Annotated in this window: 13 protein-coding genes; 7 read left to right on the top strand and 6 right to left on the bottom strand. The window is 74.5% G+C overall.

Annotated features, from left to right (window positions below; genetic code table 11):
• Window positions 1–14 precede the first annotated feature (14 nt).
• Window positions 15–1,967 (bottom strand): PAS domain S-box protein, encoded by a 1,953-nt coding sequence (locus ACH4UM_RS07725; protein ID WP_398175155.1) that lies wholly within the window; start codon window positions 1,965–1,967, stop codon window positions 15–17.
• Window positions 1,968–2,155: 188 nt separating this feature from the next.
• Entirely contained in the window at window positions 2,156–3,148 is a 993-nt protein-coding gene (locus tag ACH4UM_RS07720) for an Acg family FMN-binding oxidoreductase (RefSeq protein ID WP_398175153.1), read from the bottom strand.
• Between ACH4UM_RS07720 and ACH4UM_RS07715 the strand changes: the two genes are divergently transcribed.
• The 4 genes from ACH4UM_RS07715 to ACH4UM_RS07700 all read left to right on the top strand — a co-directional run bounded on the left by ACH4UM_RS07715 (window position 3,132) and on the right by ACH4UM_RS07700 (window position 6,736).
• Window positions 3,132–3,269: a hypothetical protein gene (locus ACH4UM_RS07715; protein WP_398175151.1), complete on the top strand. Its 138-nt coding sequence runs from the start codon at window positions 3,132–3,134 to the stop codon at window positions 3,267–3,269. The genes ACH4UM_RS07720 and ACH4UM_RS07715 overlap by 17 nt on opposite strands.
• A gap of 592 nt (window positions 3,270–3,861) precedes the next feature.
• Window positions 3,862–4,767 carry a universal stress protein gene (locus tag ACH4UM_RS07710; RefSeq protein WP_398175149.1) on the top strand — a complete coding sequence of 302 codons (906 nt, stop codon included), beginning with the start codon at window positions 3,862–3,864 and terminating at the stop codon, window positions 4,765–4,767.
• A 56-nt stretch (window positions 4,768–4,823) separates the two neighbouring features.
• Entirely contained in the window at window positions 4,824–5,846 is a 1,023-nt protein-coding gene (locus ACH4UM_RS07705) for a zinc-dependent alcohol dehydrogenase (protein WP_398175147.1), read from the top strand.
• A 5-nt stretch (window positions 5,847–5,851) separates the two neighbouring features.
• On the top strand, window positions 5,852–6,736 hold the full coding sequence (locus ACH4UM_RS07700) for a universal stress protein (RefSeq protein ID WP_398175145.1): 885 nt from the start codon (window positions 5,852–5,854) through the stop codon (window positions 6,734–6,736).
• Between the two features lie 106 nt (window positions 6,737–6,842).
• Here the strand turns inward: ACH4UM_RS07700 and ppk2 are convergent, their stop codons facing one another.
• A complete protein-coding gene (gene ppk2 / locus ACH4UM_RS07695) occupies window positions 6,843–7,646 on the bottom strand; it encodes a polyphosphate kinase 2 (RefSeq protein WP_398175143.1) in 804 nt (267 codons plus the stop codon).
• 336 nt (window positions 7,647–7,982) lie between these two features.
• Here ppk2 and ACH4UM_RS07690 point away from each other — a divergent pair, with 336 nt between their 5' ends.
• Window positions 7,983–8,714, top strand: a complete 732-nt coding sequence (locus tag ACH4UM_RS07690) for a CBS domain-containing protein (RefSeq protein ID WP_398175141.1) — start codon at window positions 7,983–7,985, stop codon at window positions 8,712–8,714.
• A gap of 31 nt (window positions 8,715–8,745) precedes the next feature.
• Entirely contained in the window at window positions 8,746–9,264 is a 519-nt protein-coding gene (locus tag ACH4UM_RS07685; RefSeq protein ID WP_398175139.1) for a flavodoxin domain-containing protein, read from the top strand.
• A 403-nt stretch (window positions 9,265–9,667) separates the two neighbouring features.
• Here the strand turns inward: ACH4UM_RS07685 and ACH4UM_RS07680 are convergent, their stop codons facing one another.
• The 3 genes from ACH4UM_RS07680 to ACH4UM_RS07670 form a co-directional block, all read right to left on the bottom strand.
• A complete protein-coding gene (locus tag ACH4UM_RS07680) occupies window positions 9,668–11,014 on the bottom strand; it encodes a phosphoribosyltransferase family protein (protein WP_398175137.1) in 1,347 nt (448 codons plus the stop codon).
• Window positions 11,015–11,204: 190 nt separating this feature from the next.
• Entirely contained in the window at window positions 11,205–11,813 is a 609-nt protein-coding gene (locus tag ACH4UM_RS07675; RefSeq protein WP_398175135.1) for a hypothetical protein, read from the bottom strand.
• A gap of 311 nt (window positions 11,814–12,124) precedes the next feature.
• Entirely contained in the window at window positions 12,125–12,481 is a 357-nt protein-coding gene (locus tag ACH4UM_RS07670; RefSeq protein ID WP_398175133.1) for an STAS domain-containing protein, read from the bottom strand.
• A 356-nt stretch (window positions 12,482–12,837) separates the two neighbouring features.
• Here ACH4UM_RS07670 and ACH4UM_RS07665 point away from each other — a divergent pair, with 356 nt between their 5' ends.
• Window positions 12,838–13,908: a zinc-dependent alcohol dehydrogenase family protein gene (locus tag ACH4UM_RS07665; RefSeq protein ID WP_398175893.1), complete on the top strand. Its 1,071-nt coding sequence runs from the start codon at window positions 12,838–12,840 to the stop codon at window positions 13,906–13,908.
• Window positions 13,909–13,958 lie beyond the last annotated feature (50 nt).

The raw sequence follows: 13,958 nt of genomic DNA, 5'->3' as shown, positions 1-13,958 counted from the left end.
CGCCGCCCCGCCGTTCACAGCTTCAGTGTGAACCAGGTCGTCTTGCCCTCGTCGGTCGGCCGCACGCCCCAGCTGTCGGCGAGGGTGCGCACCAGGAGCAGACCGCGGCCGGACTCCTCGTCCTCGGCCGCCAGACGCGGCTGGGGGAGGTGCGGGCTGTGGTCGCCGACCTCGACGGTGAGATCGGTGGCGGTACGGCACAGGCGCAGGGCGATCGGCCCCTCCGCGTGCTGGACGGCGTTGGTGAGGACCTCGGAGAGCAGCAGCAGGGCGTCGTCCGCCGACGCCGCGCACTCCCACGAGGCAAGGGCCCGGCCGAGGAAGGCCCGCCCCTCGTGCACGGACGAGGGCGCCGCGGCCAGGTCCGTGGTCAGCGCGGCCAGTGGTGCGGCCGGGAGCTGGGCGAGCAGCAGGGTGACGTCGTCGTTGTGGCTCTCGGCGTCGGGCAGCAGGGTGCACAGCACATGGTCGGCTGCCGCCTCCAGACCGGTGAACCCGGTGAAGCAGGCGTCGAGCACGGAGGTGAGTTCGTCGAGCCGGGCCTCGATGTCGCTGCCGGGCGTCTCGATCAGACCGTCGGTGTAGAGGACCAGCGTGGCGCCGGGCGCGATGTCCGTGCACGACTGCTCGTAGAGGATGTCGCCGACACCGAGCGGGGCGTTGACCGGTGTGGGCAGCGGACGGACCCCGTCCAGCGGGCCGACGACTAGGGTCGGCAGATGGCCGGCCGAGCAGACGGTGACCGTCCCGGCGTCCGGGGCGACCACCAGGTAGCAGCAGGTGACCAGCTGGTCGGGGACGTCCAGGTCGGCGACCACCGTGTCCAGGGCCTGCATCAGCTGGCGCGGTTGCATACCGGTCTTGGCCAGCGCGTGCGCGGCCGAGCGGAGCTGGCCCATGACCGCGGCGGCCTCCAGACCGCGCCCCATCACGTCCCCGATGAGGACCCCGACCCGGCCGGCGCCGAGTGGGATGAGGTCGAACCAGTCGCCGCCGACGCCGGCGCCCTGGGTGGCGGGCCGGTAGCGGCTGGCGGTCGCCAGCCCGGGCAGCGCCGGCGGGGTCCCCATGAGGCTGCGCTGCAGGGTGAGGGCGATGTGCCGCTGCTGCTCCAGCAGGGCGGTGAGCTCGGCCTCCGCGCGCTTGCGGTCGCTGATGTCGCGGACGATGGCGCACGCGCCGACGACCCGGCCGCGGGTGTCACGGGTCGGCCACAGCGTGACGTCGACGTCCAGGAACGAGCCGTCCCTCCTCACCCGCAGCGTCTCGAAGTGCTCGACCCTCTCCCCGTGCCGCAGCCGCAGGAGCAGCGCGCTGACCTCGTCCCCCAGTTCCACGGGCGCGAGCAGGGACACGTGCCGGCCGATGGCCTCCTCGGCGGTGTAGCCGTACAGGCGGGCCGCGGCGGCGTTCCAGTAGGTGATGTAGCCGTCGAGCGTCTTGGCCAGGATCGCGTCCTGGGAGGACTCAACGAGCGCGGCGAGTTCGTTGATGCGGGCTTCGGCGGCCTTGCGGTCGCTGACGTCGCGGACGGCCGCGGAGACCAGCAGCCCGTCCGTGGTCTCCAGCGGGCTGAGGCTGATCTCCACGGGGAACTCGGTGCCGTTCTTTCGCCGCCCGTGCAGTTCCAGCCCGGCACCCATGGGACGGACCTGCCGGTTGGCGGCGTATTGGTCGCGGTGCCGGGTGTGGTGGCCGCGGAAGCGGTGCGGCACCAGCAACTCGACTGGACGGCCGAGGAGTTCCTCGCGACGGTAGCCGAACAGGGCCTCGGTCTGCGCGTTGACCAGCCGGATGGTGCCGGTGTCGTCGACGATCACCATGGCGTCCGGGGCCGCCTCCAGCAGCCCGCGGAAACGTTCCTCGGCGGAGGACGGTCCGCCCTCGCGGACCTGTCCGCCGCACCGGCAGCCCCCGGAGGCCGGTGGGTCCGACGACCGTGTCGGTTCGTCAACAAATGCGCTCATGTCCGTTCCGCCCGTCCCGCCCGCCTCGTCAGGTGATGGGCCATCACAGCGCACGCGGGGGACGCTCGCAGGACATGTTCCGTACTGGCCGTCGGGTGGCCGAAGCGTTCCGCATTGGGAGCGCAGACCGACCGGCCGCGGACACCTGCGTTTGCGGTCGCCCGGAAGTGCCGGACGGGCGGGGCGGCTCACCAGCCGTCCGTGAGGACCTCCCTGGCGGTGCGGCGCGGTGAGGCGGGTCCCTCGGGGCCGTACCCCAACCGGATCACCATCTGCGCGTGGCCGCGCCGGCCGCTCGCCGGGGGGCCGATCCGCGCGCGCAGGTCCGGCCACTCCATGGCCTGGTGCAGCAGCGAGGCGCGTACGCCGTGCGCGGTGGCCACGAGCAGGACGCGCTCCAGCGCCTGGCCCGCGCGCAGCCAGTCGGCCCGGCGGTCGTGGGCGGTGGACAGGACGGCGATCAGCGGGCGCGTCTCGTAGGCGCGGGCGGCCAGGACGGCCGGGTGCCGGTGGGCGCCGAAGTCCCGCATCGGGATCCGGTCGCGGAAGTCCTGCGGGCCGAGTGCCCGCGGCGGCATGCCGAGCGCGGCGGGCTCGGGGCCCTGCACCCACCGGCGGCTCTCGGCCGCGCGGTCGGTGTCGGCGGTGTTGCGCTGCTCGGCCTCCCGGGTGACCCGCAGCACGCGCTCGGCCACCTCCGGCGCGGCCACGGCCAGGGCGGCGCCCTCGGCGTGGGCGGCCTCGGTGAGCTCGGTGAGCACCTCGGCGGGCAGCGGGCGCCCGGAGAACGGGGCCCGGCTGCTGTGGCGGCGCCACAGGGCGTCGTAGAGCCCTGAGGCGGCCGCGATGTGGGCCGGGCCGGCGAGCCGTACGGTGGCGAGGAGCGTGGGCCGGTCGGGGCGGGGAAGCAGCCGGGTGACCGGTTCCCAGCCGAAGTGGGCCACCGCCACCCGCAGATTGAAGACCGCGCAGCCCACGGAGAGATGCAGGGCGCGGCCGGCCGGGTCGATGTGGCGCAGCCCGCGGTCCGCGGCGGCGCGGATCTCCAGCGTGCCGGTGTCCGGCTCGAGCCGGAAGCGCCAGGGCTGGGTGTTGTGGATGGACGGCGCGGCCCCGGCGGCGGCGACGAGCCGCTCCAGTGTCGGGACGTCGAGGCTGCTGCTCGTGGTGCTGCTGCTCATGGTGGTGGTGCTGGTTTTGGTGCTCGTGGTGGTGCTGGGGGTGCTTGTGGTGGTGCTGGCGCTGGCGCTCATAACGATTCCTCCCCGCCGCGGACCCGCGGCCGGCGAGGCCGGCCGGTGACCTGCTCCAGTCTGCTCCGGTCGCAGCCCCCGCCAGAGGGGCCGAGCGGCCCCACCCGGTCCCGTACGTCCCTGCCGCACGCCACCGACCGGGACGCCCCGCCCCACGACCGCCCGCAGCAGGCTCCGGCCCCTGGCGGTCGACGCCGCGTGCCCGACGGCCGTGCCCGTTCGTCCGTGCCCGTTCGTCCGGGTCATTCGTCCGTGCCCGTTCGTCCGGGCCGTGCGGGCCCGTGCCCGCCCGCCCCGGTCCCTCTTATCAGGCCGTGGCCTGCGACGGCCCCGCTCGGGCGTCTGCGGCTGGACTTGCCCGCCGTCCCGCCGTCCCGCCGCCGGCCGTGTGCGGCCCGTCCGGTGCGCAGTGGTACCAGGCGCCGTCCGGACCCTGCGGGCCGCGCCCCCTCTGGCCCGGTCGGCCGGCGCCCTCCGTCCGGCCCCGCGGCCAGGTCCCCGTGTGCCCGGTGCCGACGGGGCCGCCGTTCCGGGTGGGGCATGGGTCGGTCGGGCCCCAACGGGGACCCTGCGGCCCCTGCCCGGCAGGCGCCAGGGCCGCGATCCTCTAATCGGATCACTCGTTGCAGGAGGTGGAGACCATGCCCCGCACCGTCACCGTCGGTCTCGACGGTTCACCCGAGAGCCGGGCCGCCGCCGAATGGGCGGCGCGGGAGGCGAAGCTGCTCGGGATGTCGGTGAAGCTCGTCCACGTGTGGGAACCGGTGCCGGAGCCCATGGCACAGGCGCCGATGCTGGGCGCGGAGACGCACCAGCACTGGACCGAGCGGGTGCCCCGCGAGGCAGCCGAGGGCCTGCGGCTGCGCCACCCGGGCGTCGAGGTGATCACCGAACAACTGCCCGGCGCGGCCGCCGAGGTGCTCGGCAAGGTGGCGAAGGACGCCGAACTGCTGGTCCTGGGCTCGCGCGCGCTCGGCGGGGTCGGCGGCTTCATGGTCGGCTCGGCCGGCCTGTCCGTCGTGGCGCACGCCGTGCGGCCCGTCGTCCTGGTCCGTGCCGGGGAACAGGCCACCGACGAGCACGAGATGGACCCCGCGGGCGTCCCGTCCACCGCGGCCCCCTTCCGGCCCGTCGTCCTGGGCCTGGACACCGGCCACCCGGACGACGACCTGATCGAGTTCGCCTTCGAGGCGGCCCGGCGCCGCGGCACCTCGCTGCGCGTCGTGCACGGCTGGTACCCGCCGCCGTACTACGGCTACGCCATGCCCGCCGACGCCGAACTGCACGCCTCGCTCGCGGTGAGCCAGGCCACCGCCCTGACCGACGTTGTGCGCCCGTGGCGGCAGAAGTACCCGGACGTCGAGGTCGTCGAGCGGTCCCACTGCGGCAGCCCCGCCGAGCTGCTGGTCGACGCCGCCCGGGAGGCCTCCCTCGTCGTCGTGGGCCGGCGCGCGCGCCGCAACCCCTTCGGCACCCACATCGGTCACGTCACCCACGCCGTCCTGCACCACGCCACCGCCCCCGTCGCCGTCGTCGCCCACGCCTGAGATCCGGCCGAGAGCGGGCCGAGAACGGCCAAGACCCCACCCGAGGAGCGAGAATCATGAAGGCAGCGGTCGTACGGAGCTTCGGCGAGCCCCTGGTCATCGAGGAGCGCCCGGACCCCGAGCCCGGCCCCGGCCAGGTCCGCATCCGCGTCGAGGCCTCCGGGCTGTGCCACACCGACATCCACGCCGCCCACGGCGACTGGCCGGTCAAGCCGAACCCGCCGTTCGTGCCCGGCCACGAGGGCGTGGGGCTCGTCGAGGAGCTCGGCGAGGGCGTCACCCACCTGGCCGTGGGGCAGCGCGTGGCCGTGCCCTGGCTCGGCCGGGCCTGCGGGCGGTGCGAGCACTGCCTGTCCGGCTGGGAGACGCTGTGCGAGCAGCAGATCAACACCGGATACGGCTGCGACGGCGGCTACGCCGAGAAGATGCTGGCCTGGGCGGACTTCGCCCAGCCGGTGCCCGACGGCGTCACCGCCCTCGACGCCGCCCCGCTCACCTGCGCGGGCGTCACCACGTACAAGGCCCTGAAGGTCGCCGGCGTACGGCCGGCCCAGCTCGTCGCGGTCTCCGGAGTGGGCGGACTCGGTCACCTCGCCGTGCAGTACGCGAAGATCGCCGGCGCCCGGGTCGCCGCCATCGACGTCACCGACGACAAGCTCGAACTCGCCGCCGAACTCGGCGCGGACATCGTGATCGACGCCCGCACCCAGGACGTCGGACAGGAGCTCAAGCGGCACGGCGGCGCGCACGCGGCGATCGCCCTCGCGGTGAACGAGGCCGCCTTCGAGGCGGTCAACTCCGGGCTGCGGCGCGGCGGCAGGCTCGTCATGGTCGCCCTGCCCGCGCACGGCACCGTCCGGGTGCCGATCTTCGACACAGTGCTCAACGGCACCTCGGTGATCGGCTCCATCGTCGGCACCCGTCAGGACCTCGCCGAGGTCTTCCAGCTGCACGCGGCCGGGCGCACCCTGGTCATCCAGGAGACCCGCCCGCTCAGCGCCGTCAACGAGTCCATCGACGAGGTGCTGCGCGGTCAGGTCAAGGCCCGGATCGTGTTCGACCTCGGCACGGGAGGATGAGGACGATGAACCTGCCGCTGATCGTCGGCGTCGACGGCTCCGAACCCAGCCTGCGGGCCGTCGACTGGGCGGCCGACGAGGCCGTCCTGCGCCGGGTGCCCCTGCGGGTGGTGTACGCCTCGCTCTGGGAGCGCTACGAGGGCGCCGCGCTCGCGCGGGACCTCGGCAAACCGGACGAGCAGGTACGGGCCGAGGACATCGTCGAGGCCGCCGCCCGGCGCGCCCGCGGCCGACACGCGGGCCTGCCCATCAGTGTCGCCGCGCTGCCCGAGGAACCCGAGTACGCCCTGGTGCGGGAGGGCAGGAACGCCTCCGCCCTGGTCGTGGGCACCCGCGGCCGCAGCGGCGTCGCCGACCTGCTGCTCGGCTCGGTCAGCCTGTTCGTGGCCGCGCACGCCGACTGCCCGGTGATCGTGGTGCGCGGCAACAACGACAACCAGGCCCGCACCGCGGTGCACGGCCGCGTCGTCGTCGGCGTCGGCGACGAGCCGGCCGGGGCGGTGCGCTTCGCCGCCGAGGAGGCCGCGCGGCGCGGCGTCGTGCTGGAGGCCGTACGGGCCTGGCAGTGCCCCGCGCACGAGACCGTCGACCATCCGCTCATCGCCGGGGAGCCCGAGCGGGTGTACGAGGAGCGGGCCGCGCAGGCCCTGGAGGCGGCGCTGGCGGACGTACCGCCGGAGGTGAAGGTACAGCGCCGCACGGTGGAGGGACCGGCCCGCAGGGTGCTCCTGGCCGCCGCGCGCGAGGCCGACCTGATGGTCGTCGGCGCCCGGCGCCGCCCGGGCCACTTCGGGCTTCAGCTCGGCCGGGTCGCCCACACCGTTCTGCACCACTCGGCCTGCCCGGTCGCCGTGGTGCCCGAACGGGTCGCAGGGACCGGAGGGGCCTGAGGGGGGACCGAGGGCCCCGAGGCCCCGGAGGGGACCTCGGGGGCCTCGAGTCCTGAGGGGACCGGAGGGGCCTTGAGGGGACCGGAGCGGCTTTGAGGGCCTGAGGTCACAGGTCCGCCGAGTGGTCGGGGACGTAGGTCTGCAGATCGCGCGGCGGACGCTCGTAACCGGTCGCGCGGGGCCGCTGCGGCAGCTCCAGCACCACCGGCGAGACCTCGTGGTAGGGCACGGTGCTCAGCAGGTGGGCGATCATGTTCAGCCGGGCCCGGCGTTTGTCGTCGCTCTCCACGACGTACCACGGCGCCTCGGAGATGTCGGTGTGCACCAGCATCTCGTCCTTGGCCCGCGAGTACGCCTCCCAGCGGGTGATCGACTCCAGGTCCATCGGTGACAGCTTCCAGCGCCGCAGCGGGTCCTCGAGACGGCGCCGGAAGCGCTCCTGCTGCACCTCGTCGCTCACCGAGAACCAGTACTTGCGCAGCAGGATCCCGTCCTCGACCAGCATCCGCTCGAAGATGGGGCACTGGCGCAGGAACCGCTGGTGCTCCTCCTTGGTGCAGAAGCCCATCACGTGCTCGACCCCGGCCCGGTTGTACCAGGACCGGTCGAACAGCACGATCTCCCCGCCGGCCGGCAACTGCTCGACGTAGCGCTGGAAGTACCACTGGGTGCGCTCGCGCTCGGTCGGCTTGGGCAGCGCCACGATCCGGGCGATACGCGGGTTGAGGTTCTCGGTCACCCGCTTGATCGTGCCGCCCTTGCCGGCCGCGTCCCGTCCCTCGAACACCACCACCAGCCGGGCGCCCGTCGCCCGCACCCACTCCTGCAGTTTCACCAACTCGGTCTGCAGGCGCAGCAGTTCGCTCTCGTAGACCCTGCGCGGCAAGATTGCCGCCTTCTTTTCGGCCATGCCGCCTCCACCCCGTGCCGCCCGTCGCCGACGCCGGTCGCCCATGCCCGGGGTCGCCCACAGGAGGTCACCGTACTTTCCGCCGGGCGCCCGCGCACCCGCATCACGGCGACCGACCCGGCCCGGGGGCCGGGCTTGGGGCCGACCGGCCCCCGGTTCGCCCCCAACAGCCCATGGGCCGCAGGCGCCCGTCGCCGGATGCTCTAAGCGTCGAGGCACGACACGAACGACCCGACACGTGGCAGGCAGGACGGCCCGCAGGCACGACGCGTCGCAGGCACGAGGGACACCGGGGGGTCCGTCATCCGCGCCGACACCGCCGAGGAGGGAACGGACATGAAGCACAACAAGATCGGCTCCGTGATGACCGCCGAGGTCGTCCGGGCCGAGTACGGCACTCCGTTCAAGGAGGTCGCCCGTATGCTCGCCGACCACCGGATCAGCGGACTGCCGGTGGTCGACGAGGACGACCATGTCGTCGGAGTCATCTCGGAGACGGACCTGATGATGCGCCAGGCGGAGACGCCCGGTCCCTACGAGCCGGGCCGGCGCTTGCGGCTCACCGCGTTCACGGCGACCGCCCGTCGCCGAGCGGCGAAGGCGAAGGCGCGCACGGCCGGTCAGCTGATGACCGAGCCGCCCGTCACCGTGCACGCCGACGACACCATCGTGGAGGCCGCCCGGACCATGGCCCGGCGGCACGTGGAGCGGCTGCCGGTGCTGGACGAGGAGGACCGGCTGGTGGGCATCGTCACCCGGCGGGACCTGTTGCGGGTCTTCCTGCGGCCGGACGCGGACATCCGCGAGGAGGTCGTCCGCGAGGTGCTGGTGCGCGCTCTGTGGCTGGCGCCGCGCGGCGTCGCCGTCTCGGTGACCGAGGGCGTCGTCACGCTCGAGGGCCACATGGAGCGCAGGAGCGACACCGAGATCGCCGTGTCGATGACCCGGCAGATCGACGGTGTGGTCGACGTTGTCGACAAGCTCACCTACCGCCTGGACGACTCGCGGATCCAGCCCGAGGACCAGGCACTGCACGGCGTGGCCGACGAATGGCTGCGCGGCCGGTGAGAGCGACGGAAGCGAGAGGAGGCGAACCGCCATGCCAGGCAAGGTGCTGGTCGCCTACGGATCCACCAACGGCTCGACGGCGCAGATAGCCCAGGCGGTGGCCGAGGTCCTGCGCAGGGACGGTCTGACGGCCGAGGCGCTGCCCGCGGACTCGGTGCCCGCCGTGGCGTCGTACGACGCCGTGGTGGTCGGCGGGGGACTGTACGGCGGGCGCTGGCACCGGGACGCCCGCCGCTTCGTGCGCAGGCACCGCCGCTCGCTGGCCGGCCGCCCGCTGTGGTTCTTCAGCAGCGGACCGCTGGACGCCTCGGCGTCCGAGCGGGACATCCCGCCCGTGGCCGGGGTGCGGCGTGCGATGACGCGGCTGGACGTCACCGAGCACGTGACGTTCGGAGGCCGCCTGGAGGAGGGTGCGAAGGGACGCATGGCCCGCATGATCGTGCGCTCCGGCAAGGGCGGTGACTTCCGCGACTTCCCGGCGATCGAGGCATGGGCGGACCACATCGCCCACGAGCTGACCGACCAGCCGGCCGGGGAGGGCGGCGGATAACAGGACCGGGGGGGGTGAAAGTGCCCCGGTGCCGGGGGATCCGGCACCGGGGCACGCCACGGTCCGGCCGACGGCGTCCGTGACGCCGTCGGCCGGACCGGACGGCGCTACGGCGCTACGGCGCTACGGCGCTACGGCGACGTGGCGGACGACTGCGGGACGGGTACGACTGCGGGACGGGTACGACTGCGGGACGGGTGCGACGGTGGCGGGACGGGTGCGACCGCCACCGCCGCACTGTGTCACGGCCGCGGCGCGTCGGCCGGCAAGGCAGCCGCACCCCCTGGTCCGCCCGGCGGACGCGGTCCCCCGGCGGTACACCGGAGGGACCGGGCGGCGTGGGCGAAGGCCACCAGGCGTCCACGGCGCGCAGCCGCACGCCCCATACCCGGGCAGCCACCGGTCATGCCGACGTCAGCGGCCTCGACACCCCGTCCGGCCGGGCGAGATGGGCGGTGAACCAGTCCCGGGCCAGGTCCGCCACGGACTCCAGGGTGCCCGGCTCGGCGAACAACTGGTCGGAGCCGGGCACCACGGCGACATGGTGCTCGCAGTGCATCCAGTCCGCGGCGAGCCGGTTGAGGCCGAGCAGCCGCGTGTCCAGGGCGCCGACGACGAACAGGGTCGGGGCACGCACCCGCGCCAGCGCCGCGGGGCTGGCCAGGTCGGGGCGGCCGGCGAGCGTGACCACGGCCCGGATGTCGTCGTCCACCGCTGCCTCCAGGGCGGCGCCCGCGCCCGTGCCCACCCCGCAGTGACTCACGGGCAGGCCCGTCTCCCGGCGCAGCCAGCCGGCCGCGGCATGCAGCCGCCTGGCCAGCAGCACGATGTCGAAGACGTTGTGCCGGTCGCGTTCCTCGTCCTCGGTGAGCAGGTCGAGCAGCAGGGTCCCCAGGCCCGACCGGTGGAGTGCGGCGGCCACGTACTGGTGGGGCGGGCCGTGCCGGCTGCCGCCGCTGCCGTGGGCGTAGGCCACCACCGCACGGGCCGTGGTGGGCAGGGTGAGCCGGGCGGCCAGGCGCACCGGACCGGCCGGGACCTCCACCTCCCGGTCCGGCGACGGGTACTCCGGCAGCCGGTGGCCGGGGGCGGCGGGGGACCCGGTGGCCGGGGTGAAGCGTTCGGCCTCGCTGAGCAGTCCGGCGACCTCCGCGTCGGTGGTCCGGGCGAAGTCCTCGTACCAGGCGCCGGCGGAGCCGAGGTGGCGCAGCGGCTGCAGGCAGACGACCTGGTCCGCCACCGCGCGCAGACGCGGCAGCGTGGCCTCGGGACCGACCGGGACCGCGAGGACCACGTGCTCCGCGCCGCGGGCCCGGGCCACCCGGCAGGCGGCCTCGGCGGCCGCGCCGGTCGCCATGCCGTCGTCCAGAACCACGGCGGTCCGCCCGGCCAGGGGCACCGGTGCGCGGCCTGCGCGGCAGCGGCGTACCCGCCGTTCCAGCTCGGCACGTTCGGCCCGCTCGACGGTCTCCCGCTCGGCGGGGCTCAGCCCGCTCTCCCGGAGCACGTCCGGGTCCATGACACGCACGCCGTACTCGCCGAGGGCGCCGAAACCCAGTTCCGGTTGCCAGGGCACGCGCAGTCTGCGCACCACGGCCAGATCCAACGGCGCGCCCAGATGCCGGGCGACTTCGAAGGCCACCGGGACTCCGCCCCGGGGCACTCCCAGCACCACCACGTCCCTGTCGCGCAGAAACTCCAGGCACCGGGCCAGGCGCCGCCCGGCGTCCGCGCGGTTCTCGTAACGCATGCGCCACCTCCTTGTGCGTGGTGTCCGGCAGCGCAGCGGCGGCAGGCCGCCTCAACTCCATTGGAGCGCGTTCCGGGCGGCGCGGGCAGAGACGAGTGACCCCGGGAAAGGGGCCGTTCGGCCTTCCCGGGGTCACCGGAAGCGGGGGGTGCCGCAAACGTTCTGCCGGGCCAGGTGGCTCCGGAGCCTGTCAGCCGGTCTTCTGGTCCCAGCGCGGGCCGATGAGCTCCCACTCCCTGCCCCACTGGTCGCAGCGGCGCCGGTCCAGGCGCCACCGGGCGAGGGCCGTGGTCCCGAAGGCCAGGCCGCCGAGGGCGAGCGCGGCCGACGTGCCGAAGAGCGCCGCCTCGACGGTCCCCTCGGTCGAACCGGGCGGCTCGGTGGTGAGGACGCCCCGGCCGTCCTGCCAGACGGTGATCGTCGTCCCGGACCGCAGACCGGTGCTCACCAGGGTCCGTCCGGTCCGCGTGGCGCCGTCGGGGGCGGTCCAGCGGACCTTGGCCAGGGCCCGGTAGCCGTCGCTCCCGGTCGACGTGCTCCGCGGGAGGTCGGTGAGCAGGACGGCCGGGACCGCGTGCCGGTCGGAACGCTGCCGGGCGAACTCCTGGTCGGCGGCGAGTGCCGCCACCGCCCCGACGACCGCCCCGCCGATCAGGATCACCACCCACATCACCAGCACGATCCAGGCCTCGACGATGTCGTCGTGACGGCGCAGCGGATTGCTCCGCCACCGCCACAGCCGCTTCTTCGTGCGGATCCGGCCGGCCGTCTTCGCCGTCTTGCCCCTCTTGCCGCTCATCGGTCGCCACCTCCTCGTTCCGGTGCTTCCGAAGGTGACAGCGGGGGGCGTGGTGCGACATGGGCCGACCGGGCGGCGTCCGGGGACCGACCGGACCGGCCTTTCCCGGGAGGACGGGCCGGTCAGCCCTGTCCCGCGGGGACCACCGGACGCCGCCCGGAGACCGGCCCCGGGGCGGGCCCGCAGAGCGCGCCCCTCGCGGGCTCACATCCCCCGCCTGCGGCCGGTCCGGGGACCGCTCACGCGGCCGGTCCGGGGACCGCTCACGCGGCCGGTCCGGGGACCGCTCACGCGGCCGGTCCGGGGACCGCTCACGCGGCCGGGATGTCCGCCGGCTCCGGGACCAGATGGAAGGCGTCGGCCAGACCGGAGTGGTGCAGGAGCCGGCGGAAGGACGCACTGCCGGTGACCAGCCGCAGCCGGCCTCCACGGGCCGCGACCCGGTTGCGCGCACGGCACAGCAGCCCCAGCCCGGCGCAGTCGACGAAGGGCACCTGCCGCAGGTCGAGTACGAGGTTCGGCCGGGGTCCGGCGGTGAGCACGTCCAGACGTGGACCGAGGGACAGCGCCGTGACGAGGTCGACGTCTCCGCTCAGGGTCACGACGGTCGTACCGCCGGCCGTGCGTTCCGTGGGGCGCGTGGTGGGCCTGGTGTCGGTGTCGGACATGGTGCGAGCAAAGCCAGTCCGGCGCTGCGCGCAGAAGGGCCGGTCGGTCCCTTCCCGGAAGGCCCGAAGAGCCTCCGGCCGGCGGGCGCGGCCGTCCCCCGGGAACGCGCCCCGGTCGGCGGCCCGATGGGGCCGACCGGCCCAAGCGGAACCCCGGGCCTCCGGACAAGCTGGACCTGCGGGGCAATCCCGGCATCGCGTCGGAGTGCGGCCCGCACCCGTCGGCCGCGGACCCCCCGGACCGGACATCCGCCCGAGCGACCGGCAGCCCGCCCGCGACCCGACTACCAGAGGTTCCGAGAACAAGAGGTTCCGAGAGCAAGAGGGTTCCGAGAACAAGAGGGATGAGGATCGGCATGAAGGGCTATGTCTTCCACGGTCCCGGGCAGTCCGCCTGGGAGGAGGTCCCGGACCCGGACGTCAAGGAGGCCACCGACGCCATCGTCCGCGTCGACACCGTCACCATCTGCGGCACGGACCTGCACATCCTCAAGGGCGACGTGCCCGAGGTCCGCCCCGGCACCGTGCTGGGGCACGAGGCCGTCGGCGAGGTCGTCGAGGTCGGCGCCGACGTACGCACCGTGCGGCCCGGGGACCGGGTCCTGGTCTCCTGCATCACCGCCTGCGGGCGGTGCCGCTACTGCCGCGAGGCGATGTACGGCCAGTGCCTCGGCGGTGGAGGCTGGATCCTCGGCCACCTCATCGACGGCACCCAGGCGGAGTTCGTCCGCGTGCCATTCGCCGACCTCTCCGTGCACCCGCTGCCCGCCGCGGTGACCAACGAGGACGCGGTGCTGCTGGCGGACATCTTCCCGACCGCCTACGAGGTCGGCGTGCTCAACGGCCGGGTACGGCCCGGAGACACCGTCGCCGTGGTCGGGGCCGGGCCCATCGGACTCGCGGCGATCGCCACCGCCCGGCTGTTCGCGCCCGAGCGCATCGTCGCCGTCGACGTCGCCCCCGCCCGTCTGGAGGCCGCCCGGAAGCTCGGCGCGGAGGCCGTGGCCGACGCCCGCGAAGCCCCCGAGCAGCTGATCGCCGACCTCACCGGAGGGCTCGGCGCGGACGTGGTCGTCGAGGCGGTGGGTGTGCCGGAGACCTTCGAGATGTGCACGCGCATGGTGCGCCCCGGCGGCCACGTGGCCAACGTCGGCGTGCACGGCAGGCCCGCGACCCTGCACCTCGAGGAACTGTGGATCAAGAACGTGACCATCACCACGGGTCTGGTCGACACCCACTCCACGCCCACGCTGCTGCGGATGGCCGCGGCCGGCCGGCTGCCCACCTCGCAGCTGGTCACCCACACGTTCCCGCTGGAGCGCATGGAGGAGGCGTACGACGTCTTCGCCCACGCCGCCGATACCGGGGCGCTCAAGGTCGTGCTCGGCGGGCCCCAGCGCGAGGTCGTGCCCGTCTCCGCGGCCTGACCTGCCACCGGGAAATACGGGCACACGGGCGTACCGGCCTACCGAAGGAG

Origin of the sequence: Streptomyces sp. NPDC020801, from assembly GCF_044334385.1 — a bacterium.
Taxonomy (GTDB): Bacteria; Actinomycetota; Actinomycetes; order Streptomycetales; family Streptomycetaceae; genus Streptomyces.
The sequence above is the reverse complement of the archived record's forward strand: the minus strand, read 5'-3'. Positions and strand labels throughout refer to the sequence as shown.

Excerpts from the sequence above, each read along its gene's own strand:
- ACH4UM_RS07725 (WP_398175155.1), bottom strand. The coding sequence starts at position 1,967 with ATGAGCGCATTTGTTGACGAACCGACACGGTCGTCGGACCCACCGGCC.
- ACH4UM_RS07720 (WP_398175153.1), bottom strand. The coding sequence starts at position 3,148 with ATGAGCAGCAGCACCACGAGCAGCAGCCTCGACGTCCCGACACTGGAG.
- ACH4UM_RS07710 (WP_398175149.1), top strand. The coding sequence starts at position 3,862 with ATGCCCCGCACCGTCACCGTCGGTCTCGACGGTTCACCCGAGAGCCGG.
- ACH4UM_RS07705 (WP_398175147.1), top strand. The coding sequence starts at position 4,824 with ATGAAGGCAGCGGTCGTACGGAGCTTCGGCGAGCCCCTGGTCATCGAG.
- ACH4UM_RS07700 (WP_398175145.1), top strand. The coding sequence starts at position 5,852 with ATGAACCTGCCGCTGATCGTCGGCGTCGACGGCTCCGAACCCAGCCTG.
- ppk2 (WP_398175143.1), bottom strand. The coding sequence starts at position 7,646 with ATGGCCGAAAAGAAGGCGGCAATCTTGCCGCGCAGGGTCTACGAGAGC.
- ACH4UM_RS07690 (WP_398175141.1), top strand. The coding sequence starts at position 7,983 with ATGAAGCACAACAAGATCGGCTCCGTGATGACCGCCGAGGTCGTCCGG.
- ACH4UM_RS07685 (WP_398175139.1), top strand. The coding sequence starts at position 8,746 with ATGCCAGGCAAGGTGCTGGTCGCCTACGGATCCACCAACGGCTCGACG.
- ACH4UM_RS07680 (WP_398175137.1), bottom strand. The coding sequence starts at position 11,014 with ATGCGTTACGAGAACCGCGCGGACGCCGGGCGGCGCCTGGCCCGGTGC.
- ACH4UM_RS07675 (WP_398175135.1), bottom strand. The coding sequence starts at position 11,813 with ATGAGCGGCAAGAGGGGCAAGACGGCGAAGACGGCCGGCCGGATCCGC.
- ACH4UM_RS07670 (WP_398175133.1), bottom strand. The coding sequence starts at position 12,481 with ATGTCCGACACCGACACCAGGCCCACCACGCGCCCCACGGAACGCACG.
- ACH4UM_RS07665 (WP_398175893.1), top strand. The coding sequence starts at position 12,838 with ATGAAGGGCTATGTCTTCCACGGTCCCGGGCAGTCCGCCTGGGAGGAG.